The organism is Streptomyces sp. NPDC030143 (genome assembly GCF_055573695.1).
The window spans coordinates 1-26,473 of the sequence record NZ_JBVIAY010000015.1 but is presented as its reverse complement, the minus strand read 5'-3'; the positions used below and the strand labels follow the sequence as shown (position 1 = coordinate 26,473).

The following is a 26,473-nucleotide window of genomic DNA, read 5'->3' as shown; positions in this document are numbered from 1 at the left end:
TCTGGTCGCGCGGGGCGAGCGTGACCAGAGTGCGACCGTGAGCGTCCGGCGAAGGGCCGGGGGCACCGACGGCGCCCCCGCCGGGCCGCCGGTAGGGTCCTGGGGGTGATCGACTTCGTACGCAACGTCCGGTTGTGGTTCGTGCCCGAGGCGGTGCGGGAGGAGGGACGCACGCCCGACTACCGGTTCTCGCTGGCCAACGAGCGGACGTTCCTGGCCTGGCTGCGGACGGCGCTCGCGCTGATCGGCGGCGGGTTCGCGGTGGACCAGTTCCTGCCCGACCTGCGGTGGGGCTGGCGGGTCGGGCTGGCGCTCGCGCTGCTGGCGGCGGGCGTCCTGTGCTCGCTGCGCGCGGTGAACCACTGGGTGCGGTGCGAGCGGGCGATGCGCCGGGGCGAGGATTTGCCCACGTCCCGGTTCCCGGCGCTGCTGGGCCTCGTCATCGCGGTGGTGGCCCTCGCGATGGTCGTCGTGGTGCTGCTGGGGTGGGAAGGGTGAACGACGTGCGTGACCCCGGCCTGCAACCGGAGCGCACCCGCCTCGCCTGGCGCCGTACGACACTCTCCGGCACCGTGGCCGCCGTCCTGGCCGGCCGGGCCGTGCTGCGCGCGGGCGCCTCGCCCGCGGCCGTCGCCGTGTGCGCGGTGTGCTGCGTCCTGTGGCTGGCCTTCCTCGGTCTGGCCCACCACCGCATCCGTGCCCTCGCCTCGGCGCCCGCTCCGCCTCCGCTGGCACCCCGGCAGGCCGCGGCGGCGGTCCTCTGCACGGTGGCCCTGGCCGTGTGCGCGGCGGCGCTGGTCGCCTGAGGGGCCGACCGACCGCTGTCGCACGCGCCCGCTTGCGGGCGGCTCGGTGAGCGGCCCGCCCACGGCTCGACCGACGGCTCCGGCGGCGGCACACCCGACGGCCCGGCCGGCGCCACCGGCGGCCGCACACCCGACCGCCCTCCGTGACGGACGGGCCGCGGCTGGGCCACGACACCGGAGCGTCCCGGCCGGGGCGCACCGGGGGGACGGCGTCGAGGCTCCCCTCGAGGTCTCCCACACGGCACTCCCGGTCGACGGGTTCGACGGGCGCCGCGCTCACCTCGACCAGCACGGAACCGGGCCCGACCGTCGGTCGGGCAGGTCCCCGTACCCCAGAGCCTCGGGGCCGCAGTACCGGCCGTGGCGGACGCCCTTCATGCCACCGACCCCCCGGGGTACTCGAACGCCACGCAAGCCGGACGCCCCGACACGCGCCGCCCGCGTGGCAGCCCGTCGGGATCGTTCCCCGTACCACCGAAGGTGAGCACCATGACCACGCTGCACCAGGAGCACGCGGCCCACTCCCACACGCACGGCAAGCAGTGCGGGCACACCGAGGTCCCGCACGACGATCACCTGGACTACGCCCACGACGGCCATCTGCACCGCGAGCACGGCGGGCACTGGGACGAGTGCGAGCCCACCGGCCACGTGGCCCACGACGGGCACGAGCACCGGCACGGCGAGGACTGCGGGCACGCGCGCGTGCAGCACGGCGACCACGTCGACTACCTGCACGACGGTCACCGGCACGCCGAGCACGACGGCCACTGGGACGACCACTGACCGTCCGGAAACGATTCCTTCACGGCTTCCCGGGTTCTTCCCGGGGAGCCGTCCGCCTATCGTGGCCCCGATCACGTTGGACGTCCCCACTGGACGAACATACCGACCGGTCGGCATCATGGGGGCGGAGTCCCGTTCACCCGTCCGTAGGAGCGATGCATGAGCCCCGACCACCCGCCCGGACTCGACCTCGACCGGCTGCGCACCCTGCTCGACCGCGAGCGTCCCGGTCTGGTCCAGGGTCCGCTCACCGGCCGGCTGATCGAGGGCGGACGCTCGAACCTGACGTACGCGGTCGCTGACGGCGCGTCGAAGTGGGTCGTGCGCAGGCCTCCCCTCGGGCACGTCCTGGCCACCGCGCACGACATGCGCCGTGAGCACCGGGTGATCAGCGCGCTGCACCCGACGGACGTACCGGTCCCGCGTCCGGTGCTGCTCTGCGAGGACGAGGAGGTGCTCGGGGCGCCGTTCTACGTCATGGAGTTCGTCACGGGCACGCCGTACCGCACGGCCGAGGAGCTCGCCCCGCTCGGCCCGGAGCGCACCCGTGACGCGGTGCTCTCGCTCGTGGACACCCTGGTGGAGCTGCACGCAGTGGACCCGGCCGAGGTAGGGCTCGCGGACTTCGGCCGTCCGGAGGGCTTCCTGGACCGGCAGCTGCGCCGCTGGGGCAAGCAGCTGGACGCCTCCCGCAGCCGCGACCTGGCCGGCATCGACGAGCTGCACGCGGCGCTCGGCCGCGGTCTGCCCTCCTCGCCCGCGCCGACGATCGTGCACGGCGACTACCGGCTGGACAACGTCCTGATCGGCGAGCGGGACCGGATCAGGGCCATCCTCGACTGGGAGATGTCCACGCTCGGCGACCCGCTGACCGACCTCGGCCTGCTGGTGATGTACAGCGTGCCGCTGGAGGTCCCGGACTCCCCCGTCTCCACGACCGCCACGGCCCCCGGACACCCGGCGCCGGCCGAGCTGGTCGAGCGGTACGCCGCGCGCTCGGGGCGTGACGTCTCGGCCGTCTCCTGGTACACGGCGTTCGCCTGGTTCAAGCTCGCCGTGATCCTCGAGGGCATCCACTACCGCTACACCCTCGGCCAGACGGTGGGGCGCGGCTTCGACCGCATCGGCGAGCTCGTCCCCGTCTTCGTCGAGCACGGACTGACCACTCTTCAGGAAGGCTGAGCCATGGACTTCGCGTTCGACGCGCGCACCGAGGAACTGCGCGGCAGACTGCTCGCCTTCATGGACGAGTGCGTCTACCCGGCGGAGGCGGTCGCCGAGGAGCAGCGGGCCGCGCTCGCCTCGCCCTGGGACACCCCGGCCGTGGTGGAGGAACTGAAGGCCGAGGCCCGCCGCCGGGGGCTGTGGAACCTCTTCCTGCCCGACGAGGAGTACGGCGCCGGGCTGACCAACCTCCAGTACGCACCGCTGGCGGAGATCACCGGCCGCTCCCCGCAGCTGGCGCCGACCGCGCTGAACTGCGCGGCTCCGGACACCGGCAACATGGAGGTGCTCGCCCAGTTCGGTGACGAGCGGCAGCGCAAGCAGTGGCTGGAGCCGCTGCTGGCCGGGGAGATCCGCTCGGCGTTCGCGATGACCGAGCCGGAGGTGGCCTCCTCCGACGCCACCAACATCACCACGCACATCCAGCGCGACGGCGACGAGTACGTCGTCACCGGCCGCAAGTGGTACATCTCCGGGGCGATGAACCCGGACTGCGCGATCTTCATCGTGATGGGCAAGACCGATCCCGACGGGACGGACATCCGCCGCCAGCAGTCCATGGTGCTGGTGCCGCGCGACACCCCGGGCGTGACCGTGCGGCGGGCGATGAAGGTCTTCGGCTACGAGGACCACTCCCACGGCGGCCACGCCGAGGTGGTCTTCGACCACGCGCGCGTGCCGGTGACGAACCTGGTCGGCGAGGAGGGCGGCGGCTTCGCCATCGCGCAGGCCCGGCTGGGCCCCGGCCGCATCCACCACTGCATGCGGCTGATCGGCATGGCGGAGCGGGCGATCGAGCTGATGTGCCGCCGGGCCGTCTCCCGCGACGCCTTCGGCAAGGCGCTGGCGCAGCAGGGCGTGGTCCACAACTGGATCGCGGACGCGCGGGTGACGGTCGAGCAGCTGCGGCTGCTGGTGCTGAAGACGGCCTGGATGATGGACACCGTCGGCAACCGGGGCGCCCACACGGAGATCCAGGCCATCAAGATCGCCACGCCGCGGGCGGTCGTCGACATCATCGACCGGGCGATCCAGCTGCACGGCGCGGGTGGTGTCAGCCAGGACTTCCCGCTGGCCGAGCTGTACGCCGGGGCGCGCACGCTGATGATCGCCGACGGCCCGGACGAGGTGCACCAGCGGTCGCTGGCGCGGCGGGAGCTGAAGAAGTACCTGTGAGACGTGCGTGAGGGCGGTCACCGGGTGGCGACCGCCCCTCACGTCCTGCGTCAGGGTCGCAGCGCGCGCAGCAGCAGGTCGGCGAGGTGGTCGGCGACCTGCTGGGGGCTCATGGGGCCGTCGGGCCGGTACCAGGTCGACAGGTGGTGGACCGAGCCGAAGTGGTAGTCGACGACCAGGTCCGCCGGGGTCGCCGTGGAGAACACGCCGGACTCCTGGCCCTCCTCGACGAGGGCGCGGAAGCGTTCGTGGTAGCGGCGGCGTTCGGCGCGGACCTGCTTGTTCTTCTCGGGGCTCAGGTGGTGCATCGAGCGGAAGAAGATCATCGCGTCGTCGAGGTTCTCGATGGTCGTGACGACGACGTCCGCGGCGGCGGCCCGCAGCCGCTTGTCGATCGGCTCGTCGGCGTTCGCGAAGGCGTCGAGCCGTTCCTGCTGGACGCGCAGCACGCGCGCGTACACCTCGTGCAGCAGGTCGTCCTTGGAACCGAAGTAGTGGTACAGCGCCCCCTTGGTGACGCCGGCCGCCTCGACGATCTCCTGCACCGAGGTGCGGTCGTAGCCCTGCTCGGCGAAGAGCCGGGTGGCGGCGGCCAGCAGCCGCTGCGGTACGGGCGTCCCGTCGCCGTCCGAGGTTCTGGGCACTGCCGCCACCTGCCTTTCCGTCCGTTCTACTGGCTGTCGTGCGTGCGGGAACGCAGTTCCCGACGCAGGATCTTCCCACTTGCCGTCTTGGGCAGGTCGGGCAGGATCTCCACCTGCCGCGGATATTTGTAGGCGGCCAGTCTCTCCTTGCAGTACACCGCGAGTTCACCGGGGTCCGTCTCGGCGCCCGGACGCAGGCTGATGTACGCCTTGACGGTCTCCCCGCGGTAGCCGTCGGGCACCCCCACGACGGCCGCCTCGCGCACCGCCGGGTGGGTGTACAGCACGTCCTCGACCTCGCGCGGCCAGACCTTGAAGCCGGACGCGTTGATCATGTCCTTCTTGCGGTCGACGACGTACAGCCAGCCCTGTTCGTCCATGAAGCCGATGTCGCCGGTGCGCAGTTCGCCGTCGGGGAAGGTCTCGGCCGTGGCGTCGGGGCGGCGCCAGTAGCCGGGGACGACCTGCGGTCCCCGGACCACGATCTCGCCCTGCTCGCCGAAGGGCACCTCCGCGCCCCGGTCGTCGACGATCCGCACCACCGTCTCGGGACCGGGCACGCCGACCGCGAGCGTCCCGCTGACCGGGTCGACCGGCGCCTCGCGGTGGGGCGGTACGGAGGCGCAGGGCGCGGTGCACTCGGTGAGGCCGTAGCCGTTGCGGATGTACGGCCCGAAGCCCGCACGGAACTTCTCCACCAGGGCGGGCGGCAGCGGGGCACCGCCGGAGGAGATGTTCACGAAGGAGGAGAAGTGGTCGCGGCTGACGGACGGGTGGGCGGCGAGCGCCATGAAGGCCGTGGCCGGTCCGACCGTGTAGTGCGGGCGGTGCTCGGCGAAGGCGTCCAGGACGACGCCCGCCTCGAAGCGGTACGTCAGCACGAGGGTGCCCGCGCTGTTCAGGCAGGCGCCGAGCTGGCAGACCATGCCGGTGATGTGGAACAGCGGCGCGAGGGCGTGGTAGAGGGGCGCCTCGGGCAGGTGCAGGCCGGTGCGCTGCCGCTCGGCGTTGTACATGATGTTGGCGTGCGTGTTGGTGGCGCCCTTGGGGGTGCCGCTGGTGCCCGAGGTGTAGCTGATCAGTGCGATGTCGGCCGGGCCCGGGTCGCGGTCGCCGGGCGCCGGGCGACCGGCCCGGGCGACGGCGGTGAGGTCGTCGGCGTCGGGTGCCTGCGGCAGCCGTTCGAAGGTGAGCACGCGGGCGTCCCCGCGGGTCTGGAAGTCCAGCTCGCACCCGGTGAGCACGATCCGCACCGGCGAGCCCGCCGCCGTCTGCCTCAGGTACGACTCCCAGGCCCGGTCGGAGCAGATCAGTGCGGCGACCTCGGCGTCCCGCAGGACGTGGCCGACCTCCGCCGACTTGTACATCGGGTTGACGGGGACGACGGTGGCGCCGGCCTTCCAGGCGCCGAGGACGGCGAGGACGAAGTGCGGGGAGTTCTGGAGCAGGACGGCGACCCGGTCGCCGCGCCGCAGGCCGCGGGCGGCGAGGTGCCCGGCGACGGAGTCGCTCAGCTCGTCGGCCTCGCGGTAGGTCAGCCCGCCGTCGAAGTAGGCGAGGAAGGTGCGCTCGGGGGCCTCGGCGGCGGCCCGGCGCAGGGCGTGCACCAGGGAGTCGGCCGGTGCGACCGGGGCGCGCTGGGCGTCGTCGAGGAGGGCCAGCCAGGGCCGGGCCGCATAGCGGGAGTCGGTCACCGCCCGGCCTCCCACTTCCGCTGGAGGTGGTTCATGTTCGTCAGCCAGCGGTCGGGATCGGCGGCCCGGGCCTGGTAGTACTCGGCGACCTCGGGGTGCGGCAGGATCAGGAAGCGGTCCTCCGCGATGCCCTTGAACAGGGCGTCGGCCACGTCCTGCGGCTCGACCGCGGTGGGCCGCAGCACCAGGTCGCCCGCGCTGCCGGCGGCGTCCAGCATGTCGGTGCGCACGCCCTGGGGACAGATCGCGTGGACCTTGACGCCGCGGTGGCGGTAGGTCAGGGACAGCCACTCGGCGAAGGCGTACGCCCCGTGCTTGGTGACGCTGTAGGGCGCGGCGCCGATCATGGTGAGCAGTCCGGCGGCGGAGACGGTGGAGACGAACCGGCCGCCGCCGCGCTCCAGCCAGTCCGGGAGCAGCGCATGGGCCGCGCGGACGTGGGCCATGACGTTGACGTCCCAGGCGAGGGCCCAGACGGCCTCGTCGGCGGCCTCGGAGCCGCCCGAGGCGACCCCGGCGTTCGCGCAGTAGACGTCGACCGTGCCGCCGAGCGCGTCGCGGGCGGGTCCGACGATCGCGGCGGCGTCGCCCGGTACCGCGATGCCGCCGATCTCGGCGGCGACCGCCTCGGCCCGCCCGGCGTCCAGGTCGTTGACGACGACCCGGGCCCCCTCGGCGGCGAAACGGCGGGCGAGGGCGGCGCCTATGCCGCCTCCGGCCCCGGTGACGACGACTCCAGCACCCGCAACGGCGTCCACCATCGGTCTCCTTCGACACGACGAGCATCGGTTCCGGCGGACAGACTAACCGGTCGGTATGTGACTGGGAAGGGGCGGCCGGAGCACTTCCGGGCGCGGCGGGGCGACGCCGGCGGGCGCGGGGGGGCGCGCACGGGGGGCCGTCGGCGGGCGCGGCGGGGCGCCGGCCGTACGGAAGGGCCGTGACGTCTGGCCAACTCCTCCGGTTCGCAGGACGATGCGCCCACCTGCACGACTGCGGGGACAGGGGGTCTGTCATGGCGGAGCCGGCGATGAGTGTGACGCCCTACTGGGAGGTGACCTTCGACGCCGACGGGGACGTCGACGGCGCACAGCGGGACCGGCTGGCGGCCGGGGTGTCCCGGCACGGCGTCCGCGACCTGATCGTCTTCGCGCACGGCTGGAACAACGACCGCTCCGGCGCGACCCGGCTCTACAGCCACTTCTTCGCGCCGTTCCCACGACTCGCCCCCGCGGCGAGGATCGGGTACGTGGGCGTGGTGTGGCCGTCGATGCGGTTCTCCGACGAGCCGATCCCGGACCTGCCCCGTCCCGTGGCCGCCGGAAGCGCCCGCCACCCCGCCCTCGACGAGGACACCCGGCACGCGTTGCTGGAGACGTTCCCCGGCCGCGCCACCCTCGTCGAGCAGATCGCGCGGCTGCTGGAGCAGTCCTCGCGCGAGGAGGCCGCACTGGAGGAGTTCGGCCGGCTGGTACGGCTGCTCGTGGAGGTGGTGGCGCCCGGCCCGCAGGCGCCGTTCGCGGCGGACACGCTGGCGGAGGGCGTGCCGCAGGACGAGCCGGAGATGCTCACCGGGTCCACCACCGCGGCCTGCGCGCGGTTCGCGCGGGCGTCGGCCCGCCTCGCGCCGCCCGCCCCCATCACGTCGGCGCCACCCGCCACCGCCGGTTCGGTGCCGCCCGCCACCGCCGGTTCGGCGCTGCCCGACCCGTGGGACGGCGCGCACGAGTTGCTGCGGCAGGCGACGTACTACGCGATGAAGCGGCGCGCCGGGACGGTCGGGGAACGCGGGCTCGGTCCGCTCGTCGGGCGGCTCGCGCGGGGGGCGCCCGGGGCGCGGGTGCACCTGGTGGGGCACAGCTTCGGCGCCCGGCTGGTGTCGTTCGCGCTGCGCGGGCTGCCGGAGGGGGTGCGCTCGGTGAAGTCGGTGACGCTGCTCCAGGGGGCCTTCTCGCACTACGCGTTCGCCGCCCGGCTGCCGCACGACGCGCGCGCGGGAGGCGTACTGCACGGACAGCACCGGCGGATCGACGGCCCCCTGGTGTGCTGTTTCTCCCGGCACGACACGGCACTGGGCACGGTCTACCCGCTGGCCTCGCGGATGGCCGGCGACGACCGCGGGGCGGTCGGGGAGTTCGGCGTCGGGCGGCTGCTGGGCGCGCGATGGGGCGCGCTGGGATACGACGGGGTGCGCGCGGTGCCGGGCACGCACGCGTACACGCTCGCCGAGGCGCTGACCCGGCCCCTGCCGGCCTCGGGGTGCGTCAACGTCGACGCGGCGGCCGTCGTCCGGCGGGGCGGGCCGCCGTCCGGGGCGCACAGCGACATCCTGCACCCCGAACTGGCCCGGCTGGTCCTCGAGGCGGGCCGCGTCCGCTAGGGGGTGTTTCGAAAGTCCTGTGCGGTGCGGGACTTTCGAAACACCCCCTAGAAGGCGGACTTCCAGGACCTGTCCTCTGCGGACAGGCCCCGGGGCGCGGCCCGCGCCGGTGGGCGGCTCAGCGGTGGGAGGTGAACTCCACGACCTGCTGGTAGGTCGGCCGGTTCTGCCAGCTGATGTTGCCGTGCTTGATGCCGCCGAGGGTGCGCTGCACGATCGAGTCCGCGCACCACTGGTTGCCCGCGGCGCACACGGCGTCGCCCGGGTAGACCTGCGCCGCGGTCTTTCCGGCCGCCTCCTTCAGACTGGTGATCAGGACGTCCCGGCATCCGGCGAGGCTGCCACCGCCGCAGTACTTCTGCGCCAGCGGTCCCTGCACCGGCTCACCGAGCACCGCCCGGATGTCCTTGTCGACATAGCTCCACCAGCCGTACTGGAAGGAGCTTCCCGCGTGGGCGCCGGTCGGGCCGTGGGCGGCCGACGGGGCTTCGTCGACGGGCAGGTTGGCGGTCATGGCCGTGTACAGCTTCGTGCCGAGGCCCGGTTCGAACTCGGCCCTCACCAGCAGCGGCCACCAGGCGTCCAGGATGCGGATCGCGTCGGCGTGGGCGTACGTCTTCGAACCGGCCGTGGTCTCCGTGCGCTTGCCGCCGGCCGTCAGCCAGGCCTGGAGCTTGGAGACGGCCGCGGCGGCCGCGGGGTCGGTGACCGCCGCGCTGTTGACGACCTTCAGCAGGTCGGGCAGGACGTGCTCGGCGCGCAGGTCGGCGAGCCCCGCGTCGGCCATCGCCTTCACCAGCGAGGCACGGGTGACGCCGCCGGCCTCGACCAGCTTCTTCACCCGGTCCTCCAGCAGGTTGCCGCGGTGCACCGACCCGTTGCCCCAGGGCGCGGTCGCGTAGTCCTTGGCCTGCTTGTTGTTCCAGGAGATGTAGTAGTCCTGGTCCACGGAGTTCGGGTGCGCCGACGGCGGGGTGTACTGGGCGGTGTTGGTCGCCGGGTTCCAGCCCGACCACTCGTACGCGGGCTGCGCCCACACGGGGAACTCGGCGTCGACGCCGTTCGCCCGCACCGGGTTGTCGCCGCTGTTGTAGTACGCGGTGTGCTCGGAGTCGGCGTAGAACCAGTTGAAGGTGTAGTTGATGTGCTGCACCGCGCTCTGGAAGCTCTGCGGGCCGGTGACGTGGCCGGGGTCGTTCAGCATCTGGAAGCCGATGATGGAGTCGGCCTCGTGCATGAACGACGAGCGCAGGGTGGTGTAGGCGACCTTCTTGCCACCGACGGTCGCGCGGTACTCGACGGGACCGTACTTCGTGCGCCAGACCCGCATGGTGTACGAGCCGGCCGCGGTGCCGTCGGCCGTCGTGGGCTTCCAGGAGTTCTTCTGCTCGATCTTCTCCATCGGTGTGCAGGTGCCGCGGTAGAGGTAGTGGTGGTCGTCCTGGCACAGTTCGACGGCGTAGGTGTCGATGATGTCCTGGCCGGAGGTGGTCGCGCTCCACGCGTAGTCCTGGCCGCGGCCGAGTTCGACGTACATGCTCAGTCCGGCGAAGGAGGCGCCGCGGGCGCTGATGCCGGGGCCCTGGAGTTCCTGGAGCAGCAGGAGCTGGGGGGCGAAGTAGCCGGTCTGCGGGCCGAAGACGGCGACCGGGTGGCCGCCGGCGGTGTGGTCGCCGCTCACCACGAGGGCGTTGGACATGCCGCGCCGCGCGGAACTGACGGCGGTCGCGGCGGCCGTGGTGGAGGCGGTGGCCGCGGTGGCGCCGGCCGCGCTGCCGGTGCGGTCGTGGACGAGTTGTTCCCGCACCACCGAGCCGGGGTCGGGAAGCGCGAGGCCCTGCGGGTCGTCCGGCCGCACGGCGTAGGGGAAGCTCTTGCCGTCGTGGAGGGTCATGACGGCCTCGGGGTCGTTGCGCTGGCGGAAGGACTCCCAGACCTTCGTGCCCTGTTCGACGCCGTACTTCTCCTGCGCGGCGAGCAGGGAGATCGCGTTGTTGACCTCGCCGCCGCCCCCGGAGCCGAAGAGCGCGCCGATGACCGAGCCGAGCGCCACCAGGTCGGTGATCTTGAAGCGGGCGATGGTACCGGCGTTGGTGATTGAGTCCTTGTGTCCGGTCAGGACGTACTCACCGGGGAAGTAGCGGCCGCTGTCGGAGGCGTCGATGTAGGCGTTGATGCCGTCGAGGTAGGCGTTCGCGTCGGCGAGGGCCTGCCGGCCGCGGGCGCCGTTGGTCGCCACGGCGTTGTCGATCTGCGCCTGGAGGTCGGCCTCGGTGTACGGGGCGTTGCGCCAGAACTGCTGTTCCAGGCCCTGGTTGTCGGCGGCGCCGCCGGCGAAGGAGGTGAGCTGTCCCCGGCCGACGTGCCGGAAGACGTCCATGAGCCACAGCCGGTCCTCGGCCGCCGCGTAGCCGGCGCCGAACTCGGTGCCGTACCGGGTGGTGCCGGTGATGTGCGGGACGCCCGTCTTCTTGTCGCGGACGATCGTCACGTCGCCGCGGCCGGCGGGCTTGACGGTGGAGGCGACCTGATCGGCGGGAACCCCGAACGACGCGTCGTTGAAGAACGTGTTGATCGTGGAATTGGTGAGCGTCGGATAACCCTTGGCAAGGTTGGCATAGGGGCCGAGCTGGTCCGCGGCGTGCGCGGGCTGGGTGCCGAATGCCTGGTTGAGCAGGACCTGGGCGAGGGTCGCGTTGCCGTTCTGGCCCGGCGGCAGAATGTCGGAACACTGGTTGCCGCAGTGGTCGTTGGCGACGGCCGTGACCTCGGCGGCCGTCGCCACCGGGGAAAGCGGCGACAAAAGACCCGCCATGAGTGCGCATACGGACGCGGTCTTCAGGAACCCGGGCATTCCGCCGGGAGTTCTCAGTTTGTCGAGAGCGGTGCGGGGGGTTCGCCGTGGCATCGGCAGCTCCTAGCGACGGGGGTGGCCGAAAGGTTACCGCCGGTATCCCCGCGATTGAAGATGAACATGCGTCACTTTTGGGAGTCGCCTATCCGGCTTGTGGACGGCGTCGGACATCGGATGGAGCGGAAGGGAGCCGAATCGCTTGTCGATACGTCTATTCGGCGATGTCGCGCGAAGTCCGCGCGATGACGCCGAAGTGACCGAAGTACAGGTGCAGATGTGACGGAGGTGCAAGGCGATGGCCGGTTTCCGGAGTCTGGCGAGACAGGTGCGCGACCCGCGGTGCGATCTGGCGCTGCGGAGGTATTCGCTGCGCAAGTGCCTTGAGCGGTTCGCTCCTTACGGGCACAGGGCGACCTGGGACCATCTGTGCTCCCGGGCCGGGTTCGGTCCCGAGGACCGCTCCCCCGATCCGGCGCGGCTCGTGGCCGCGCTGGAGGAGCTGGAGGAGGCGCGGGCGGTGTGGCTGGCCTACGAGGTCGAGTTCGCCGAACGCCGCAGGAAGGAGAAGCACGACGGGCTGCGCAGGCCGGGCAGTGTGGACGACTGGCACCGGCTGACCTGGGGCGGCTTCGGCGTGGCGTGGTGCGACGACCCGCGGGTCCACCCCCGTGAACCGCTGGCCGAGGTGCTGCGCCGGCTGATCGCCGCGCTGGAGCGCGACCCGGGGTCGGGCTGTCCGGTGTGCGGTGGTGAGCGGCTCGCCTGGAAGGACGACCTGGACCACGAGCCGTCGACGGGTCCGGTCTGTACGGACTGCGGGATACTCGTCCCTCGTCCGGTGCTCACACCCGAGGCGCTGGCGTACGCCAGGCGCGGGAGGCTGCTGGTGTCGGCCTGAGAACGACGGGGGTGCGCCGGGGATGCCGCACCCCCCTGTTTTCGCCGTCCCCGAACCGTCGGTCGTCTGTCGGTGTCGGTGTCGGTGTCGGTGTCGGTGGACTGTCGGTGCCGGGTGTCACCATCGACGCATGGTGCAGGTCTGTCTGAACGGAACGCGGCGAGCCGCCGACGGCGCGGTGGTGCCGTCGTCCCCCCGGGCGTTGGCGCAGGCCGCCGCGGAGGCGGTCGCGGCGGGGGCGACCGAGGTGCACGTCCACCCCAGGACACCGTGCGGGCTGGACAGTCTGTCGCCGCGCGTGGTCGGGGCGACCGTCGACGCGATACGGGCCCGGGTGTCGGTGCCGGTGGGCGTGACCACGGGGGCGTGGGCGGAACCGGATCCGCGGGAGCGGCTGCGCCGGGTGCGGAGCTGGTCGGTGCTGCCCGACTTCGCCTCGGTCAACTGGCATGAGCCGGGCGCCGAGGAGGTCGCCGAGGCATTGACGGCCGCAGGGCTGGGGGTGGAGGCGGGCGTCTGGTCGGGGACCGACGGCGCCGCCCGCTTTGTCTCCTCCCCGCTCGCGCCGAGGGTGCTGCGGGTGCTCGCGGAGGTCACGGACCCCTGCGCCGACACCGCCGAGGCCTCGGCCCGGGCGCTGCTGGCCGACCTGGGCGGGGCGTTCGGCCGCCCGGTGCTGCTGCACGGGGAGGACGGCGGCACGTGGCCCGTGCTGCGGCTGGCGGGCCGGCTGGGGCTGGCGACCCGCATCGGACTGGAGGACACGCTGGTCCTGCCGGACGGCCGGCCGGCCCGTTCCAACGCTCAGTTGGTGGCGGAAGCGCTGTCCCAGTACGGGTGCGCCCAGCGGTCGTCGTAGGGGAGGGCGAGGAGTTCGGCGCGGGTGGCGAGGTCGGACTCGCCGAGGGCGCGCAGCCGGGCGGGGGCCCGCCGCGCGAGCCAGGTGCGCAGTTCGGGCAGGGCGGTGTCGCTGCCGTGCACGAACCAGGACAGCGGCGAGTGGTCGGCGAGGAGATCGTCCGTCCACCACCGCATACAGGCCAGGAGGTGCGCGTCGGCGACCGGGCCGGGGAGCCACCGGTCCAGCAGCGGGGTGACGCCGCGCAGGACGGCGGCGCACGTCTCGAAGACGTCCCGCACCGGGTAGGGCGGCTCGGGCGTCGTGAGGACGTCCTCCCACCAGGCGAGGACGAACGACTCCACGGCGGCGGCCTGTTCGGCGGGCCAGGTCCACCAGTGGACGTTCGACAGCCCGTGGTAGCCCCAGCCGACCCCGTCCAGCTCGCCCCGCACCAGCGCGCGGGCGCCCTGCGGCAGCAGGCGGCGTATCGCGGCGGCGTGGTCGTCGAAGTGGCCCGGGACTTCGTAGAGGTACCTGTTCAGCACGTCGACGGGCACGTGGGTGTACGGCGTGCGCAGGTACGCCGTCTCCTCGGGGAGGTGGCACAGGGGGCAGGGGGTCTCGTCCGGGCTGGCGAAGCCGTTGAAGACGGTGTCGAGGTCGGCGAGGGCCGCGGTGAGGGCGGGGCTGGGCATCGGGTCGGTCCCGTCGGGACTCCGTGCGCGGCGGGGGTCGCCGCCGGCCGAAGAGCGTGACGTTACCAGCCGATAATCACCTCGCTCCAGCCCTTTGTGATGCGGAGAGTGGAGGCGATGAGATCCACGTGAGGCACACCGTGAAGGAGCCCCGATGTCGACGCTGCGCGTCACCGCCGAAGTGCTGACCGTCCATGAACACCCCGACGCCGACGCGCTGGAACTGGCGCAGGTCGGCCTGTACCGCGCGGTCGTCGCCAAGGGCGCCTACCGCACCGGGGAGGCCGCCGTGTACATCCCCGAGCAGGCGGTGCTTCCGGCCGGACTGATCGAGGAGTTGGGGCTGACCGGGCGGCTCGCGGGCGGCAACGCGGACCGGGTGAAGGCGGTACGGCTGCGGGGCGAGCTGTCCCAGGGCATCGTGTGCCGCCCGAAGGCGCTGGCGGACGTCGACCTCGCGCGGGCGGCGGAGGAGGGGACCGACTTCGCGGAGCGGCTCGGCATCACCAAGTGGGTGCCGCCGATCCCGCCCACGATGAGCGGCGAGGTCGAGCCCGCGCCCGATCTGCTGCCGTGGGTCGACATCGAGAACGTCCAGCGCTACCCGGACCTCTTCGCCCCCGGCGAGCCGGTGGTGCTGACGGAGAAGCTGCACGGGACGGCGTGCCTGCTGACGTACGTCGCGGGAGCCGGGGACGGCGAAGGGCGGGTGCACGTCTCCTCGAAGGGGTTCGGCGCGAAGTCGCTGGCCCTGCGGGAGGATCCGCGCAACCTGTACTGGCGGGCCGTCCGGGGGCACGGTGTCGCCGAGGTGGCGGCGCGGCTCGCCGAGCGCCTGGGCGCGCGACGCGTCGGGATCTTCGGCGAGGTGTACGGGGCGGGGGTCCAGGACCTGACCTACGGCGCCGACGGCCGCCGGGACACCCTCGGCTACGCGGTGTTCGACGTGTCCGCGGAGATCGGGGGCGCGGTCCGGTGGCTGGATGCGGCGGAGGTCCTCGGCGGTGAACTGCCGCTGGTTCCACGGCTTTTCGAGGGGCCGTACGACAGTGCGCGCGTGCTGGAGCTGGCGAGCGGGCGCGAGACCGTGTCCGGGCGGGGGCTGCATCTGCGGGAGGGCGTCGTGATCCGTCCCGCGCGCGAGCGGTACAGCCCCGTGACCGGGGGGCGGGCGATCGCCAAGGCGGTGAGCGCGGCCTATCTGACCCGCAAGGGCGGTACCGAGTACGAGTGACAGCGGCCGGAGGAGGGGTACGGCGAACGCGGCCCGGCGCCGGTGGGGGCGCCGGGCCGCACGCCCCCGTCAATCGCCCTTGCCCCGGGGCTCGGCGGCTCGGGGCTGTTCGAGCCCGCTCCGCTTCTCCACCAGGAGCCTCGAGCCGGACCGGCGTTCACCGAAGACGTCGTCGGGGTTGGACAGGACGCAGGTGGCGAGGGAGAGGCAACCGCAGCCGATGCAGTCGGTGAGGTGGTCGCGGAGTCGGTTGAGCTGCTGTATGCGCTCGTCGAGCTCCGCGCGCCAGGTCTCCGACAGACGCGCCCAGTCCTCACGGGTGGGGGTGCGTTCCTCCGGGAGTTGGGCGAGGGCCTCGCGGATCGTGGCGAGAGGGATGCCGACCCGCTGGGCGGCGCGGACGAAGGCGACGCGACGGAGGGTGTCGCGCGTGTAACGGCGCTGGTTGCCCGCCGTGCGCCGGCTGCTGATCAAGCCCTTGGACTCGTAGAAGTGCAGGGCGGAGACGGCGGCGCCGCTGCGCGCCGACAGCTGGCCGACGGTCAGCTCGTGGATCTTCTCGGTTATCTGGGGCACTTATCAGAGCCTACCCATCGCCCGCGTCCGCCGGTCCGTTGACAGGGCTCACGCCTCCGACCATGCTAAGCAGTCGCTTAGACATCACACGAGAGGCCGGGACATGGCTGAGCCGAGGATCTTCACGTCCGTCGACGCGCTCAAGGCTGCGGTGGGCGAGCAGCTGGGGTACACGGACTGGGTGGAGGTCGACCAGAAGCGGATCGATCTCTTCGCCGAGGCCACCGGTGACCACCAGTGGATCCACGTCGACCCGGAGAAGGCGGCCTCGGGGCCGTTCGGGACGACCATCGCGCACGGGTATCTGACGCTCTCGCTGCTGCCCCTGTTCGGGCCGCAGCTGATCTCCGTCGAGGGCGTGAAGATGGGGGTCAACTATGGGACGAACAAGGTCCGCTTCCCCTCCCCCGTGCCGGTCGGCTCCCGGCTGCGCGCCACCGCGACGATCACCGGCGTCGACGACGTGACCGGCGGCGTCCAGGTCACCGTCGCCTTCACCGTGGAGCGTGAGGGCGGGGACAAGCCGGTGTGCGTCGCGGAGTCGGTGTCCCGGTACTACCTCTGACCCGCTGCCGCTACTCCCCCACGCCCACCATGCGCAGCACGAGGTCGGCGTACAGCGCGCCGACCTCCTCGGGCGTGCGCGGGCCGTCCACGTTGAACCAGCGGGCCACGTCGATGCACAGGGACAGCACGGCGAGGGTCGTGCCGTGCACGTCCAGCACCCGGAACTCGCCGTTCGCCACGCCCTCCTCGATGATCCCGCGCACCTCGGCGTCGACCTGGCGGCGCAGCGCGAGGATCTCGGCGCGGGCGTCGGGGCCGAGCGCGTCCAGTTCGTACTGCACGACCCGAGCGGTGGTGCGCCGGCCGGCGTGCCAGCGGACGAAGGAGCTGACGGCGTCGGCGAGCCGTTCCGCGGCGCTGCCGTCGCCCTGGGCGGCCGTGCGCAGGATGTCCAGCGCCCGGTCGTGGCCGATGCGGCTGATGCGGCGGAGCAGCTCTTCCTTGGTCTTGTAGTGGATGTAGAGGGCGGCCGGGCTCATGCCGGCGCGGCCCGCGATGTCGCGGGTCGTCGTGGCGTGGTAGCCTCGCTCGGCGAAGGCCTCCACGGCGGCGACGAGCAGTCGCCGAGCCGCGTCAGGGGTGACCTCTTCCCACGGCTCGATCTCGCCGCCGACCGTCTCCTCCGCCGTACTCATCGCTGGTTCGCCCCTCTCGCTGCCGGAGCTCCACCATACCGCCGAAGGTGAGCGCCCGCTTAGCGTGCCCGCTCAGCGCCGCCCGGGTGCCCGGCCGGAGCTTCCCGGGTCGCCTGCGGCCGCTCCCGGGTCAGGTCGGTTCCTCGCAGCCGCCCGCGTCGCGTCAGAGCTTCTCGAAGGGGTCGTGGTCGGCGAGGAGCTTCTCCAGGCGGGCCTGGTCCACCCGGCTCACGATCTGGCCGGCCTCCTGCCGGTCGCGGATCACCTTCGCCAGGGTGAACGCGGAGGTGACCAGGTACAGGACGGCGATCGCGAGGAAGCCGCGGACCCAGGCGTCGGTGTTCAGCTGGTAGATGCCGATGGAGGTGGCCGCCATGGCGATGGCGAAGGAGGCGACGGCCTGGCCGTAGAAGGCGGCCGTGCTCTGCTGCTTGACCGGTGTGTCACTCATGGGGACAAGCTTCGGCGGGCGTGGCCCGCGCCACATCCGTCGGGATACTCAGACCGTACTCAGAAGGCGGAGACCCCCGTCAGCGCCCGCCCGATGACCAGCTTCTGGATCTGGCTGGTGCCCTCGTAGAGGGTCATCACGCGGGCGTCGCGCAGCAGTTTGCCCGCCGGGTACTCGTCGATGTAGCCGTAGCCGCCGAAGACCTGGAGGGCGTTGTTGGCTGCCCGGACGGCGGCCTCGGAGGCGAAGAGCTTGGCCTTGGAGGACTCCACCGCGAACGGCAGGCCCCGGTCGATCAGGTCGGCGACCCTCCAGGTCAGCAGCCGGGCGGCGTCGACGTCGACCGCGATGTCGCTGAGCAGTTCCTGCACGAGCTGGTGGTGGGCGATGGCCCTGCCGAACTGCTCGCGCTGCCCGGCGTACGTCACGGCGGCGTCCAGCGCGGCCTGGGCTATGCCGACACAGCCGGCGGCGACCGACATACGCCCCTTGGCCAGGGCCGACATGGCGACGGAGAAGCCCTTGCCCTCCTCCCCGAGCAACGCGGAAGCGGGCACGCGCACGTTCTCCAGGACCAGCTCGGCGGTGGCCTGGCCGCGCAGGCCCAGCTTGCCGTGCAGGGTGCGGCGGGTCAGGCCGGGGGTGTCCGTGGGGACGAGGAATGCGGAGACGCCCTTGTGGCCGGGGGCGTCGGTGGACCGGGCGAACAGCAGGACGACGTCGGCCCAGGTGCCGTTGGTGATGAACATCTTGGTGCCGTCGATGACGTAGTCGGAGCCGTCGCGGACCGCGCGGGTGGACAGGTTCCCCGCGTCCGACCCGGTGCCGGGCTCGGTCAGGCCGAAGCAGCCGACGTGGGCACCGGAGGTCAGTCCGGGCAGCCAGCGCCGCTTCTGCTCCTCGTCGCCCCAGGCCGCGATCGTCTTGGCGACCAGGCCGAGGGAGACCGAGACGATGCCGCGGACCGAGGAGTCGCCGCGGCCGAGTTCCTCGGTGACCAGGCAGTACGCGAGGTGGTCGCCGCCGGAGCCGCCGTGGTCCTCGTCGATGGTCAGGCCCAGGAAGCCGACCTGGCCGAGCTTCTCGACGATCGAACGGTCGACCTCCTCCGCGCGGTCCCAGGCGGCCGCATGGGGCGTGATCTCGCGCTCGACGAAGTCCCGGGCGAGCCGGCGGACGGCGGTCTGCTCCTCGCTGAGCTCCAGGTTCACAGGCACCCCACTCGAAAGCCGTACGCGCGCACGCCGTACGGGTTGAAAGCCGTACCAATAAATTAGCACTGCTAGTTTATGTTCGCAGCCCTACTATGTGCGCCATGGCCCGACCGCGCAAGCCCCTGCTCAGCACCGACCGGATCGTCGCCACGGCTCGTGCGCTCGTGGACGCGGAGGGGCTGGCGGCGGTGTCGACGCGGCGGCTCGCGGCCGAGCTGGGGGTGAGCGGGCCCTCGCTGTACAACCACTTCCGCACCAAGGACGAGATCCTGGAGGCCGTCGCCGACTCGGTGAGCGCGCAGGTCGACCTGTCGATGTTCGAGGACGGCCGGGACTGGCGGACCGCGCTGCACGACTGGGCCGTCTCCTACCGGGCCGCCCTGCGCGACCACCCGAACATCGTCCCGGTCCTGGCGCGCGGCCCGGGCCGCCGTCCCGCCGCGCTGCGGCTCGCGGACGCGGTCTACGGCGCGATGGTCGACGCCGGCTGGCCGCCGGCGCAGGCCACCTCGATCGGCGCGCTGATGCGGTACTTCATCATGGGTTCCGCGCTCGGCTCGTTCGCCGGGGGTTTCGTGGGCGACGCGAGCGCGTACGACCCGGCCGACTACCCCCACCTCGGACAGGCCCATCTGCTGGCGGAACAGCAGGAGAAGATCGACGACCGCGCCTTCGAGGCAGGCCTGACCGCCCTGCTGGACGGGCTGACACGGCAGTACGAGCAGGTGGCACGGCCGGTGTAGGTGGGGGGGGTCCCGCCCCGGGCCCCGAGCCCGCACCTCCGCGTGCCTCGCCGCGGGGCACGGTTCGGCGCCCGCGCGCCCCGCCGGGCACGGTGTCGCGCCGCGTCCCCTGACGCGGAGCACGGTTCGGCACCCGCGCAGCCCTCGCCCGCGGGGCGCGGGCGGGAGCTACGAGGACGCGCGCTGCGCGAGGCGGAGGAGGAGCTCGGCGTCAGCGGCCTGCCCCGCCCCCGGCACGGTTCGGTGTCCACCGAACCGTGCGTCCCCCATGCTGGCTGTCATGACCGCCAAAGACCCCCGCGCTCCCCTCCTGGCCCGTCTCGCCGGGCTGGTCGCCGACGAGACCCGGGCCACCTGTCTGCTGGCGCTGCTCGACGGGCGGGCGTGGACGGCCGGGGAGCTGGCCCGGCACGCCGGGGTCGCCGCGTCGACGCTGAGCGAGCACCTCGGCAAGCTCGTCGCGGGGGGCCTCCTCGCCGAGGAGCGCCAGGGCCGGCACCGGTACGTGCGGCTGGCCGACGCCCGCGTCGCCCAGCTCGTGGAGGACCTGACCGCGCAGGTCGCGCCCGGCGACGCCGTCCGACCGCGGAACCTGCGGGAGTCGAGCGCCGGGTCGGCGATGGCGCGCGGGCGCACCTGTTACGACCATCTCGCCGGGCGGCTCGGCATCACGGTCACCGACGCCCTGACCGAGCGCGGCCTGCTGCTCCAGGACACCGGCTTCGCGCTGACGGACGCGGGACTGCGCTGGTTCGCCGACGCCGGTATCGGCCTGGCCGCCCCCGGCCGCCGTCCGCTGGCCCGCGCCTGTCTCGACTGGACCGAACGCCGCCCGCACCTCGCCGGGGTCGCGGGCGCGGCGCTGTGCCGACACGCCCTCGATGCCGGGTGGTGCGAGCGGATCGGCACCGGGCGGGCGGTGCGGGTGACGGCCACCGGGGAGCGGGTTCTGGCCGGGCTGCTCGGGATCCGGGCGTCGGCGTTGCGCTGAGAGCTCCGAACAAAAGGGGAGCCCGGCTCGCCCTCCCCTTTTGTTCGGAGCTCTCAGGGGTCCTTCGGATCGTGGCGCAGAGGCGGACTCCGGCGTGCGTATCCGCCGGGTGGCCGTCGGTCGCCGCTCATGGTCGCCGGCCGCCACCGCCGTGTCGCCGGTCGCCGCCCTGTCGCCGGTCCTCCGCGTCGACGCCCTCGGGCGCCGCCCGGCTCTCCGTATAAATCCGGCTCCCCGTCCGGGACCCGGCTCCCCGTCCGTAACTCGCGAGCCGTCGACGAGATTCCTTCCTAGCCTCAGGAGCATGATGAACTCCCCCCGTCGTACGGAACTGCTCGCCGCCGGCGCGGCCACGGTCGCCGTCGTGCTGTGGGCCTCCGCCTTCGTGTCCATCCGCAGCGCCGGCGCGGTGTACTCCCCGGGCGCGCTGGCCCTCGGACGGCTGCTGGCCGGAGCCCTGGCGCTCGGGGTGATCTGTCTGCTGCGCCGGGAGGGGTGGCCGCCACGGCCGGCCTGGCGTGGGATCGCCGTCTCCGGCCTGCTGTGGTTCGGCTTCTACATGGTGGTGCTGAACTGGGGTGAGCAACTGGTGGACGCGGGCACGGCGGCCCTGGTGGTGAACATCGGGCCGATCCTGATCGCGCTGCTCGGCGCGCGACTTCTGGGTGACGCGATGCCGCCGCGGCTGCTGGCGGGGATGGCGGTGTCGTTCGCCGGTGCGGTGACGGTGGGGTTGTCGATGTCGGGCGGGGGCGGGTCGTCGGTGCTCGGGGTGGTGCTCTGCCTGCTGGCGGCGGTCGCGTACGCGGGCGGGGTCGTGGCGCAGAAGCCCGCGCTGGCCCGGGCGAGCGCGTTGCAGGTGACGACGTTCGGGTGTCTGGTCGGAGCGGTGGTCTGTCTGCCGTTCACGGGACAGCTGGTGCACGAGGCGGCCGACGCGCCGGTGACGGCGACCCTGAACATGATCTACCTGGGCGTGTTCCCGACCGCGCTCGCCTTCACCACCTGGGCGTACGCGCTGGCCCGGACGACCGCGAGCCGGATGGGGGCGACGACGTACGCGGTGCCCGCACTGGTCGTGCTGATGTCTTGGCTGGCGCTGGGCGAGGTGCCGGGGCCGCTCACGCTGGCGGGCGGGGCGCTGTGCCTGGCCGGGGTCGCGGTGTCGAGGTCCCGGTCGGGGTCGGCGGCCCGGGTCGCCGCGGTCGAGCCACGACCCGAGCGGAGCCGGGAGTCAGCGTGAGCGCGCCCGGTCGGCGAGGACCTTGATGGAGACGAGCGCGACCACCGAAAGACCGATGATGTAGGCGGACACCGCCATCGACGTGCCGGTCGCCTCCAGCAGCAGGACCATCACGAAGGGCGCGAGCCCGCCGCCGCCCACGGCCGCGATCTGGTAGCCGAGGGAGGCGCCCGTGTAGCGCATCTCGGGCGTGAACAGCTCGGCGAACAGGGCGGCCTGGGGGCCGTACATGATGCTGAGGAAACAGCTGGCGACGAAGGTGCCGACCGCCAGCCACAGCAGTGATCCCGTGTCGATCAGCAGGAACAGCGGGACGGCCCACAGGGCGATGCCGACCGCGCCGAGCGCGTAGACGCGGATGCGGCCGACCCGGTCGGAGAGGGCGGCGGCGGCCGGGATCAGGACGAGCTGGGTGAGGCTCACGCAGAGGGAGACGGTGAGGACGGCGCCGCGCCTCATGTCGAGTTCGCGGGTCGTGTAGTCGAGGACGCCGGTGATGAGGATGTAGAACGTCGCGGTGTTCACGGCGAAGGAGCCGCCGGCCAGCAGCACGGTGCCGAGGTGGTCGCGCAGGATCGTGCGCAGGGGTGAACCCTGTTCGGCCTTCTCCTTCTCGGCCAGCGCCCGCTCGGCCTCCCGGAACGCGGGGGTCTCCTCGACGCGGGTGTGGATGTACCAGGCGAGGAGGAGGACGAACAGGCCGATGAGGAACGGCACGCGCCAGCCCCAGGCCGCGAACGCGCTGTCGGTGGTGAAGGCGCCGGCCAGCAGGAAGACGGTGTTGGCGGTCACCACGCCGATCGGCACGCCGAGTTGGACGACGCTGCCGTAGAGGCCGCGCTTGCCCTCGGGGGCGTACTCGGTGGCCAGCAGCATCGCCCCGCCCCACTGGGCGCCGACCGCGACGCCCTGGGCGACGCGCAGGACGACCAGCAGGACGGGCGCCGCGACACCGATGGTCTCATAGGTCGGCAGCAGGCCGATGCCCGTCGTGGCCACGCCCATCAGGGTCAGCGCGAGGACCAGCATCGGCTTGCGGCCCCGCCGGTCGCCGAGATGACCGGCCACGATGCCGCCGAGCGGGCGGGCGAGGAATCCCACGGCGAAGGTGGCGAAGGCGGCGAGGACCCCGGCGGTGGCGCTGCCGGCCGGGAAGTACAGGTCGCCGAGGACGAGGGCGGCGGCGATCCCGAAGACGAAGTAGTCGTACCACTCCACGGCCGAGGCGAGGGCGGCCGCCGTGGCCACACGCCGGCGGTGGGGAGTCGCCGGCGCGGTGGTGGGGACGGGGTGAGCGGGAGGGAACGTGTCCATACGTGCACACTCCGGTGGTGCGTTGGGGACGTTCCCGGGAACATACTGACCGGACGGTATGGGGTCAACGGTCGTGCACGGGGCTGGTGTGAAGAAGGGTTCCGCTTCGGCGCTTGCGCGCCGGGCCGGCGCGGGGGCCACCCACCGCGCCGGACCGGTCCACCGGACGTGACGCGGCGTCAGAAGACCACCAGGGCCCGACCTCCCTTGCCGGCGAGCATGTTGTCGAAGGCGGTCGGGATGTCCTCCAGGCCGATGTGCTCGGTGACGAGGGAGGCGAGGTCCAGGCGGCCCGCCCGGACGTGGCCGGCGAGGACCGGCAGGTCACGGGCCGGGTCGGAGTTGCCGTAGACGCAGCCGGAGAGGGTGCGGCCCCAGTGGAAGATCTCCAGCGCGTTGAAGGTGACCTGCTGGTCCTTGCCGCCGATGCCGACGACGGTGGTGCGGCCGCCGCGGCGGGTGGACTCCCAGGCCGTGCGGATGGTGACCGCGCGCCCCACGCACTCGACGGCCACGTCCACCCCCTGCCGGCCGGTGAGGGCGCGGATCTCGCGGGCGGTGTTCTCGGAGGCGACGAGGTAGTCGGTGGCGCCCGCGGCGCGGGCCAGCTCCTCCTTCTCCGGGGAGACGTCGACGGCGACGATCGTCGAGGCGCCGGCGATCCGGGCTGCCTGGAGGGTCGCGAGGCCCACGCCACCGGCGCCGAACACCGCCACCGTCTCACCGGTGCGCACCCGGGCGGAGTGGTGGACCGCGCCGTAGCCGGTGAGGACCGCGCAGCCGAGGAGGGCGGCGTCGGTGAGGGGGATCCCCTCCGGGAGGGGCAGCACGCAGGAGACCGGGACGACCGTCTCCTCGGCGAACGCGGCGACGTTCAGCCCGGGGTGCAGTGCGGTGCCGTCCGCGGTGCGGGCGTGGACGGTGGCGGACCCGCTGAGCGCGTTGCCGCACAGCCAGACCTCCCCCAGCGTGCAGGCGTGGCAACTACCGCAGGAGGGCGCCCAGTTGAGGACGACGCCGGCACCGAGCGCGAGGCCGGTGACGCCCTCTCCGACGGCTACGACGGTTCCCGCGCCCTCGTGGCCGAGGACCGCGGGGACCGGGACCCGCAGGGTGCCGTCGGAGAGGGACAGGTCGGAGTGACAGACGCCGGCGGCGGCGAGACGGACCCGGACCTGGCCGGGGCCGGGGTCGGGCAGGTCTATCTCGGCGATCTCCAGCGGAGCGCCCACGGCGGGCAGGACGGCGGCACGGACCACAACAGGCTCCTCAGAACTGGAGGGACTTGGTCTGGAGGTACTCGGCGAGCCCGTGCGCGCCGAGCTCGCGGCCGACGCCGGACTGCTTGTACCCGCCGAAGGGGGCGAGGGGGTTGAAGCGCCCGCCGTTGATGTCGACCTGACCGGTGTCCATCCGGCGGGCGAAGGCCACCGCCTCCGCCTCGTCAGCGGCCCACACGGCGCCGGCCAGGCCGTACACCGTGCCGTTGGCGATGCGCAGGGCGTCCTCCTCGTCCTGGTAGCGCAGGATCGTCAGGACCGGGCCGAAGATCTCCTCCTGGGCGACGGTCATCTCCGGGGTGACGTCGGCGAAGACCGTGGGGCTGACGAAGAAGCCCGGTGACCGCGGGGCCTCGGGGCCGCCCGCGACCAGGCGCGCGCCCTCGGCCACGCCCTTCTCGATGTACCCCCGCACCCGCTCCCGCTGCCGGGCGCTGACCACCGGGCCGATGCGCTCGCCGTACTTCGCGGCGGCGGCCGCGGCCAGTTCGACGGCCTCCTCGTACCGTGACGTGTGCACCAGCATCCGGGTCCAGGCGCTGCACGTCTGGCCGGAGTTGGACATCACGTTGGCCACGCCGACGTTGACGGCGCGGGCGAGGTCGGCGCTCGGGAGGATGACGTTGGCGGACTTGCCGCCGAGTTCCAGGGCGACCTTCTTGATCGCGGCGCCGGCCGTCGCGGCGATCCGCCGCCCGACGGCGGTGGAGCCGGTGAAGGAGACCAGGTCGACGCCGGGGTGTTCGGCGAGGGCCTGTCCGGCGACCGGGCCGAGGCCGGTGACGAGGTTGAAGACACCGGCCGGGACGCCCGCCTCGTGCACCGCCTCGGCGAAGAGCTGGGCGGTGAGCGGGGTGTCCTCGGCGGGCTTGAGGACGACCGTGCAGCCCGCGGTGAGGGCGGGGGCCACCTTGGCGACGATCTGGTGGAGCGGGTAGTTCCAGGGCGTGATGGCGCCGACCACGCCGACCGGCTCGTGGTGCACGGTCGAGTTGCCGACCTTCTCCTCGAAGGAGTGGGTGGCGGCCAGCTCGGCGTAGGAGGCGGCGACCGCGATCGGGACGGCCGCGTGGACCGCCTGGGAGAAGGGCAGCGGGGAGCCGAGTTCGGCGGTGACCGTCTCGGCGATCTCCTCCTTGCGGGCGGCCAGGACGTCGCGGAGTGCGGCCAGGCGCGCGGCCCGCTCGACCGGCGGGGTCGCGGACCAGCCCGGGAGCGCCGCCCGCGCGGCCCGTACGGCGGCGTCGACGTCCTCGGCGCCGCCCGCCGGGACCCGGCCGACGACCTGCTCGTCCACCGGGTTGACGACCTCGATCACGCCCTGGCCCGCGGCGGGGCGCCAGGCGCCGTCGAGGTAGATGCCGTCGTGTGCCTTCATCGCGTTCCCTCCGGGCGGTCCTCGTCATCCGCACACTAAACTAGCGGCGATAGTTTTCGGGCGCCAGGGGCGGCCCGGGATCACGGGAGGGAGACGGGACCGCGCGCGTCTCGCAGCCGGCCGGGGAACGCGTCAGCGGGTTGCGGTCAGGTGGGCGAAGACGACGACGTTGCTGGTGTACCCGGTCCTGCGGCTGAAGAGGCCGCCGCACGTGATCACCCGCAGTTCGGGACGCCCGCGCGGGCCGTACACCTCCTTGTCGGGGAAGCGGTCCTTGTCGAAGACCTTGACCCGGTCGACGGTGTAGACGGCGGTGCGGCCGTCGGCGCGACGGGCCTCGATCCGGCTGCCGGCGGTCAGTCCGGCGAGGCCGGCGAAGACCGCCGGGCCGGTCCTGGTGTCGCGGTGGCCGACGGCGACGGCCGTGCCCGCTTCGCCGGGCGAGGGTCCGTCCGCGTACCAGCCGACGAGCCCGGGCTTGTCCAGCGGTGGGGTCTCGAGCTCCCGGCCGGGCCCCAGCCGCAGCCCCACGGCCGGCGCGTCGATCCCCAGGGCGGGCACCCGGAACCCGGTGGCCCGGGAGCGGGGCAGCGGGCGCGGCGGAGTCTTCGGGGCGCCGCCCTCTCCCTTGCGGGGGCGGGCGTCGGCCCCGGCGGCCGGTTCGGCGGGCGCTCCGTCGGACCGCGGTTCCACGACCGCGGCCGGAGCGGCCGGCTCGCCGTCGCCCCCGCACCGGACCCCGGCCGTCGCCAAGACAGCCCCGACCCCGGGCGCCCCTGTTCGCCAGTAGGCCCGAGTCCGGTCCCCAAGACTTTCTCCCCCCCTACGCGGAAACCTGTGGATGTCTGT

Annotated in this window: 26 protein-coding genes; 13 read left to right on the top strand and 13 right to left on the bottom strand. The window is 73.1% G+C overall.

The genetic code is table 11. The features are described 5' to 3' along the window. Positions 1-105 precede the first annotated feature (105 nt). From ACZ4YY_RS24275 to ACZ4YY_RS24255, 5 genes are all read left to right on the top strand, one after another. A complete protein-coding gene (locus tag ACZ4YY_RS24275; RefSeq protein WP_468293863.1) occupies positions 106-498 on the top strand; it encodes a YidH family protein in 393 nt (130 codons plus the stop codon). Continuing rightward, positions 495-806 (top strand): DUF202 domain-containing protein, encoded by a 312-nt coding sequence (locus tag ACZ4YY_RS24270; protein ID WP_468293860.1) that lies wholly within the window; start codon positions 495-497, stop codon positions 804-806. The genes ACZ4YY_RS24275 and ACZ4YY_RS24270 overlap by 4 nt, the downstream gene beginning before the upstream one ends. A gap of 489 nt (positions 807-1,295) precedes the next feature. Next, positions 1,296-1,592: a hypothetical protein gene (locus ACZ4YY_RS24265; RefSeq protein WP_468293857.1), complete on the top strand. Its 297-nt coding sequence runs from the start codon at positions 1,296-1,298 to the stop codon at positions 1,590-1,592. Positions 1,593-1,751: 159 nt separating this feature from the next. Then, positions 1,752-2,774, top strand: a complete 1,023-nt coding sequence (locus ACZ4YY_RS24260) for a phosphotransferase family protein (protein ID WP_468293854.1) — start codon at positions 1,752-1,754, stop codon at positions 2,772-2,774. Positions 2,775-2,777: 3 nt separating this feature from the next. Then, positions 2,778-3,992, top strand: a complete 1,215-nt coding sequence (locus ACZ4YY_RS24255; RefSeq protein WP_468293851.1) for an acyl-CoA dehydrogenase family protein — start codon at positions 2,778-2,780, stop codon at positions 3,990-3,992. Between the two features lie 50 nt (positions 3,993-4,042). On the opposite strand, the gene ACZ4YY_RS24250 is transcribed toward ACZ4YY_RS24255, so the two are convergent. From ACZ4YY_RS24250 to ACZ4YY_RS24240, 3 genes are read right to left on the bottom strand one after another with little or no spacing between them, the layout of a single operon-like run. Further along, positions 4,043-4,636 (bottom strand): TetR/AcrR family transcriptional regulator, encoded by a 594-nt coding sequence (locus tag ACZ4YY_RS24250; RefSeq protein WP_468293848.1) that lies wholly within the window; start codon positions 4,634-4,636, stop codon positions 4,043-4,045. A gap of 26 nt (positions 4,637-4,662) precedes the next feature. Then, a complete protein-coding gene (locus ACZ4YY_RS24245) occupies positions 4,663-6,330 on the bottom strand; it encodes a class I adenylate-forming enzyme family protein (protein WP_468293845.1) in 1,668 nt (555 codons plus the stop codon). After that, positions 6,327-7,091 carry an SDR family oxidoreductase gene (locus ACZ4YY_RS24240; protein ID WP_468293842.1) on the bottom strand — a complete coding sequence of 255 codons (765 nt, stop codon included), beginning with the start codon at positions 7,089-7,091 and terminating at the stop codon, positions 6,327-6,329. Before ACZ4YY_RS24240 ends, ACZ4YY_RS24245 begins: the two co-directional genes overlap by 4 nt. A gap of 254 nt (positions 7,092-7,345) precedes the next feature. Here ACZ4YY_RS24240 and ACZ4YY_RS24235 point away from each other — a divergent pair, with 254 nt between their 5' ends. Then, entirely contained in the window at positions 7,346-8,710 is a 1,365-nt protein-coding gene (locus tag ACZ4YY_RS24235) for a serine-threonine protein kinase (RefSeq protein ID WP_468293839.1), read from the top strand. 118 nt (positions 8,711-8,828) lie between these two features. Here the strand turns inward: ACZ4YY_RS24235 and ACZ4YY_RS24230 are convergent, their stop codons facing one another. Beyond that, positions 8,829-11,618 (bottom strand): penicillin acylase family protein, encoded by a 2,790-nt coding sequence (locus tag ACZ4YY_RS24230; RefSeq protein ID WP_468293836.1) that lies wholly within the window; start codon positions 11,616-11,618, stop codon positions 8,829-8,831. A 241-nt stretch (positions 11,619-11,859) separates the two neighbouring features. On the opposite strand from ACZ4YY_RS24230, the gene ACZ4YY_RS24225 reads away from it, so the two are divergent. Further along, a complete protein-coding gene (locus ACZ4YY_RS24225; protein ID WP_468293833.1) occupies positions 11,860-12,462 on the top strand; it encodes a hypothetical protein in 603 nt (200 codons plus the stop codon). A gap of 130 nt (positions 12,463-12,592) precedes the next feature. Beyond that, a complete protein-coding gene (locus ACZ4YY_RS24220; protein WP_468293830.1) occupies positions 12,593-13,321 on the top strand; it encodes a 3-keto-5-aminohexanoate cleavage protein in 729 nt (242 codons plus the stop codon). On the opposite strand, the gene ACZ4YY_RS24215 is transcribed toward ACZ4YY_RS24220, so the two are convergent. Continuing rightward, positions 13,267-13,998 (bottom strand): hypothetical protein, encoded by a 732-nt coding sequence (locus ACZ4YY_RS24215; protein ID WP_468293827.1) that lies wholly within the window; start codon positions 13,996-13,998, stop codon positions 13,267-13,269. The two genes, ACZ4YY_RS24220 and ACZ4YY_RS24215, sit on opposite strands and share 55 nt — an antisense overlap. Before the next feature lie 154 nt (positions 13,999-14,152). Here ACZ4YY_RS24215 and ACZ4YY_RS24210 point away from each other — a divergent pair, with 154 nt between their 5' ends. Beyond that, positions 14,153-15,232, top strand: coding sequence for an RNA ligase (ATP) (locus ACZ4YY_RS24210; RefSeq protein ID WP_468293824.1), 1,080 nt, complete (start codon positions 14,153-14,155; stop codon positions 15,230-15,232). Positions 15,233-15,301: 69 nt separating this feature from the next. Here the strand turns inward: ACZ4YY_RS24210 and soxR are convergent, their stop codons facing one another. Further along, positions 15,302-15,808 (bottom strand): redox-sensitive transcriptional activator SoxR, encoded by a 507-nt coding sequence (gene soxR, locus ACZ4YY_RS24205; protein ID WP_468293821.1) that lies wholly within the window; start codon positions 15,806-15,808, stop codon positions 15,302-15,304. 103 nt (positions 15,809-15,911) lie between these two features. Here soxR and ACZ4YY_RS24200 point away from each other — a divergent pair, with 103 nt between their 5' ends. After that, entirely contained in the window at positions 15,912-16,373 is a 462-nt protein-coding gene (locus ACZ4YY_RS24200; RefSeq protein ID WP_468293818.1) for a MaoC family dehydratase, read from the top strand. Positions 16,374-16,383: 10 nt separating this feature from the next. On the opposite strand, the gene ACZ4YY_RS24195 is transcribed toward ACZ4YY_RS24200, so the two are convergent. The 3 genes from ACZ4YY_RS24195 to ACZ4YY_RS24185 form a co-directional block, all read right to left on the bottom strand. After that, positions 16,384-17,010: a TetR/AcrR family transcriptional regulator gene (locus ACZ4YY_RS24195; RefSeq protein ID WP_468293814.1), complete on the bottom strand. Its 627-nt coding sequence runs from the start codon at positions 17,008-17,010 to the stop codon at positions 16,384-16,386. Between the two features lie 163 nt (positions 17,011-17,173). Continuing rightward, a complete protein-coding gene (locus ACZ4YY_RS24190) occupies positions 17,174-17,461 on the bottom strand; it encodes a YiaA/YiaB family inner membrane protein (RefSeq protein ID WP_468293811.1) in 288 nt (95 codons plus the stop codon). A gap of 59 nt (positions 17,462-17,520) precedes the next feature. Continuing rightward, a complete protein-coding gene (locus ACZ4YY_RS24185) occupies positions 17,521-18,672 on the bottom strand; it encodes an acyl-CoA dehydrogenase family protein (protein WP_468293808.1) in 1,152 nt (383 codons plus the stop codon). A 104-nt stretch (positions 18,673-18,776) separates the two neighbouring features. On the opposite strand from ACZ4YY_RS24185, the gene ACZ4YY_RS24180 reads away from it, so the two are divergent. The 3 genes from ACZ4YY_RS24180 to ACZ4YY_RS24170 all read left to right on the top strand — a co-directional run bounded on the left by ACZ4YY_RS24180 (position 18,777) and on the right by ACZ4YY_RS24170 (position 21,652). Then, positions 18,777-19,418 carry a TetR/AcrR family transcriptional regulator gene (locus tag ACZ4YY_RS24180; protein ID WP_468293805.1) on the top strand — a complete coding sequence of 214 codons (642 nt, stop codon included), beginning with the start codon at positions 18,777-18,779 and terminating at the stop codon, positions 19,416-19,418. A gap of 280 nt (positions 19,419-19,698) precedes the next feature. Next, the gene (locus ACZ4YY_RS24175; protein ID WP_468293802.1) at positions 19,699-20,409 is read left to right on the top strand and encodes an ArsR/SmtB family transcription factor; all 711 of its coding nucleotides are present in this window, start codon (positions 19,699-19,701) and stop codon (positions 20,407-20,409) included. 307 nt (positions 20,410-20,716) lie between these two features. Then, complete coding sequence (locus ACZ4YY_RS24170) at positions 20,717-21,652, top strand: DMT family transporter (protein WP_468294315.1); 936 nt, start codon at positions 20,717-20,719, stop codon at positions 21,650-21,652. On the opposite strand, the gene ACZ4YY_RS24165 is transcribed toward ACZ4YY_RS24170, so the two are convergent. The 4 genes from ACZ4YY_RS24165 to ACZ4YY_RS24150 form a co-directional block, all read right to left on the bottom strand. Then, positions 21,644-22,966, bottom strand: coding sequence for an MFS transporter (locus ACZ4YY_RS24165; RefSeq protein WP_468293799.1), 1,323 nt, complete (start codon positions 22,964-22,966; stop codon positions 21,644-21,646). The genes ACZ4YY_RS24170 and ACZ4YY_RS24165 overlap by 9 nt on opposite strands. 179 nt (positions 22,967-23,145) lie before the next feature. Then, on the bottom strand, positions 23,146-24,225 hold the full coding sequence (locus ACZ4YY_RS24160) for a Zn-dependent alcohol dehydrogenase (RefSeq protein ID WP_468293796.1): 1,080 nt from the start codon (positions 24,223-24,225) through the stop codon (positions 23,146-23,148). A gap of 10 nt (positions 24,226-24,235) precedes the next feature. Next, a complete protein-coding gene (locus ACZ4YY_RS24155; RefSeq protein ID WP_468293794.1) occupies positions 24,236-25,624 on the bottom strand; it encodes an aldehyde dehydrogenase family protein in 1,389 nt (462 codons plus the stop codon). A gap of 132 nt (positions 25,625-25,756) precedes the next feature. After that, positions 25,757-26,467, bottom strand: a complete 711-nt coding sequence (locus ACZ4YY_RS24150; RefSeq protein ID WP_468294312.1) for a class F sortase — start codon at positions 26,465-26,467, stop codon at positions 25,757-25,759. Positions 26,468-26,473: the final 6 nt, after the last annotated feature.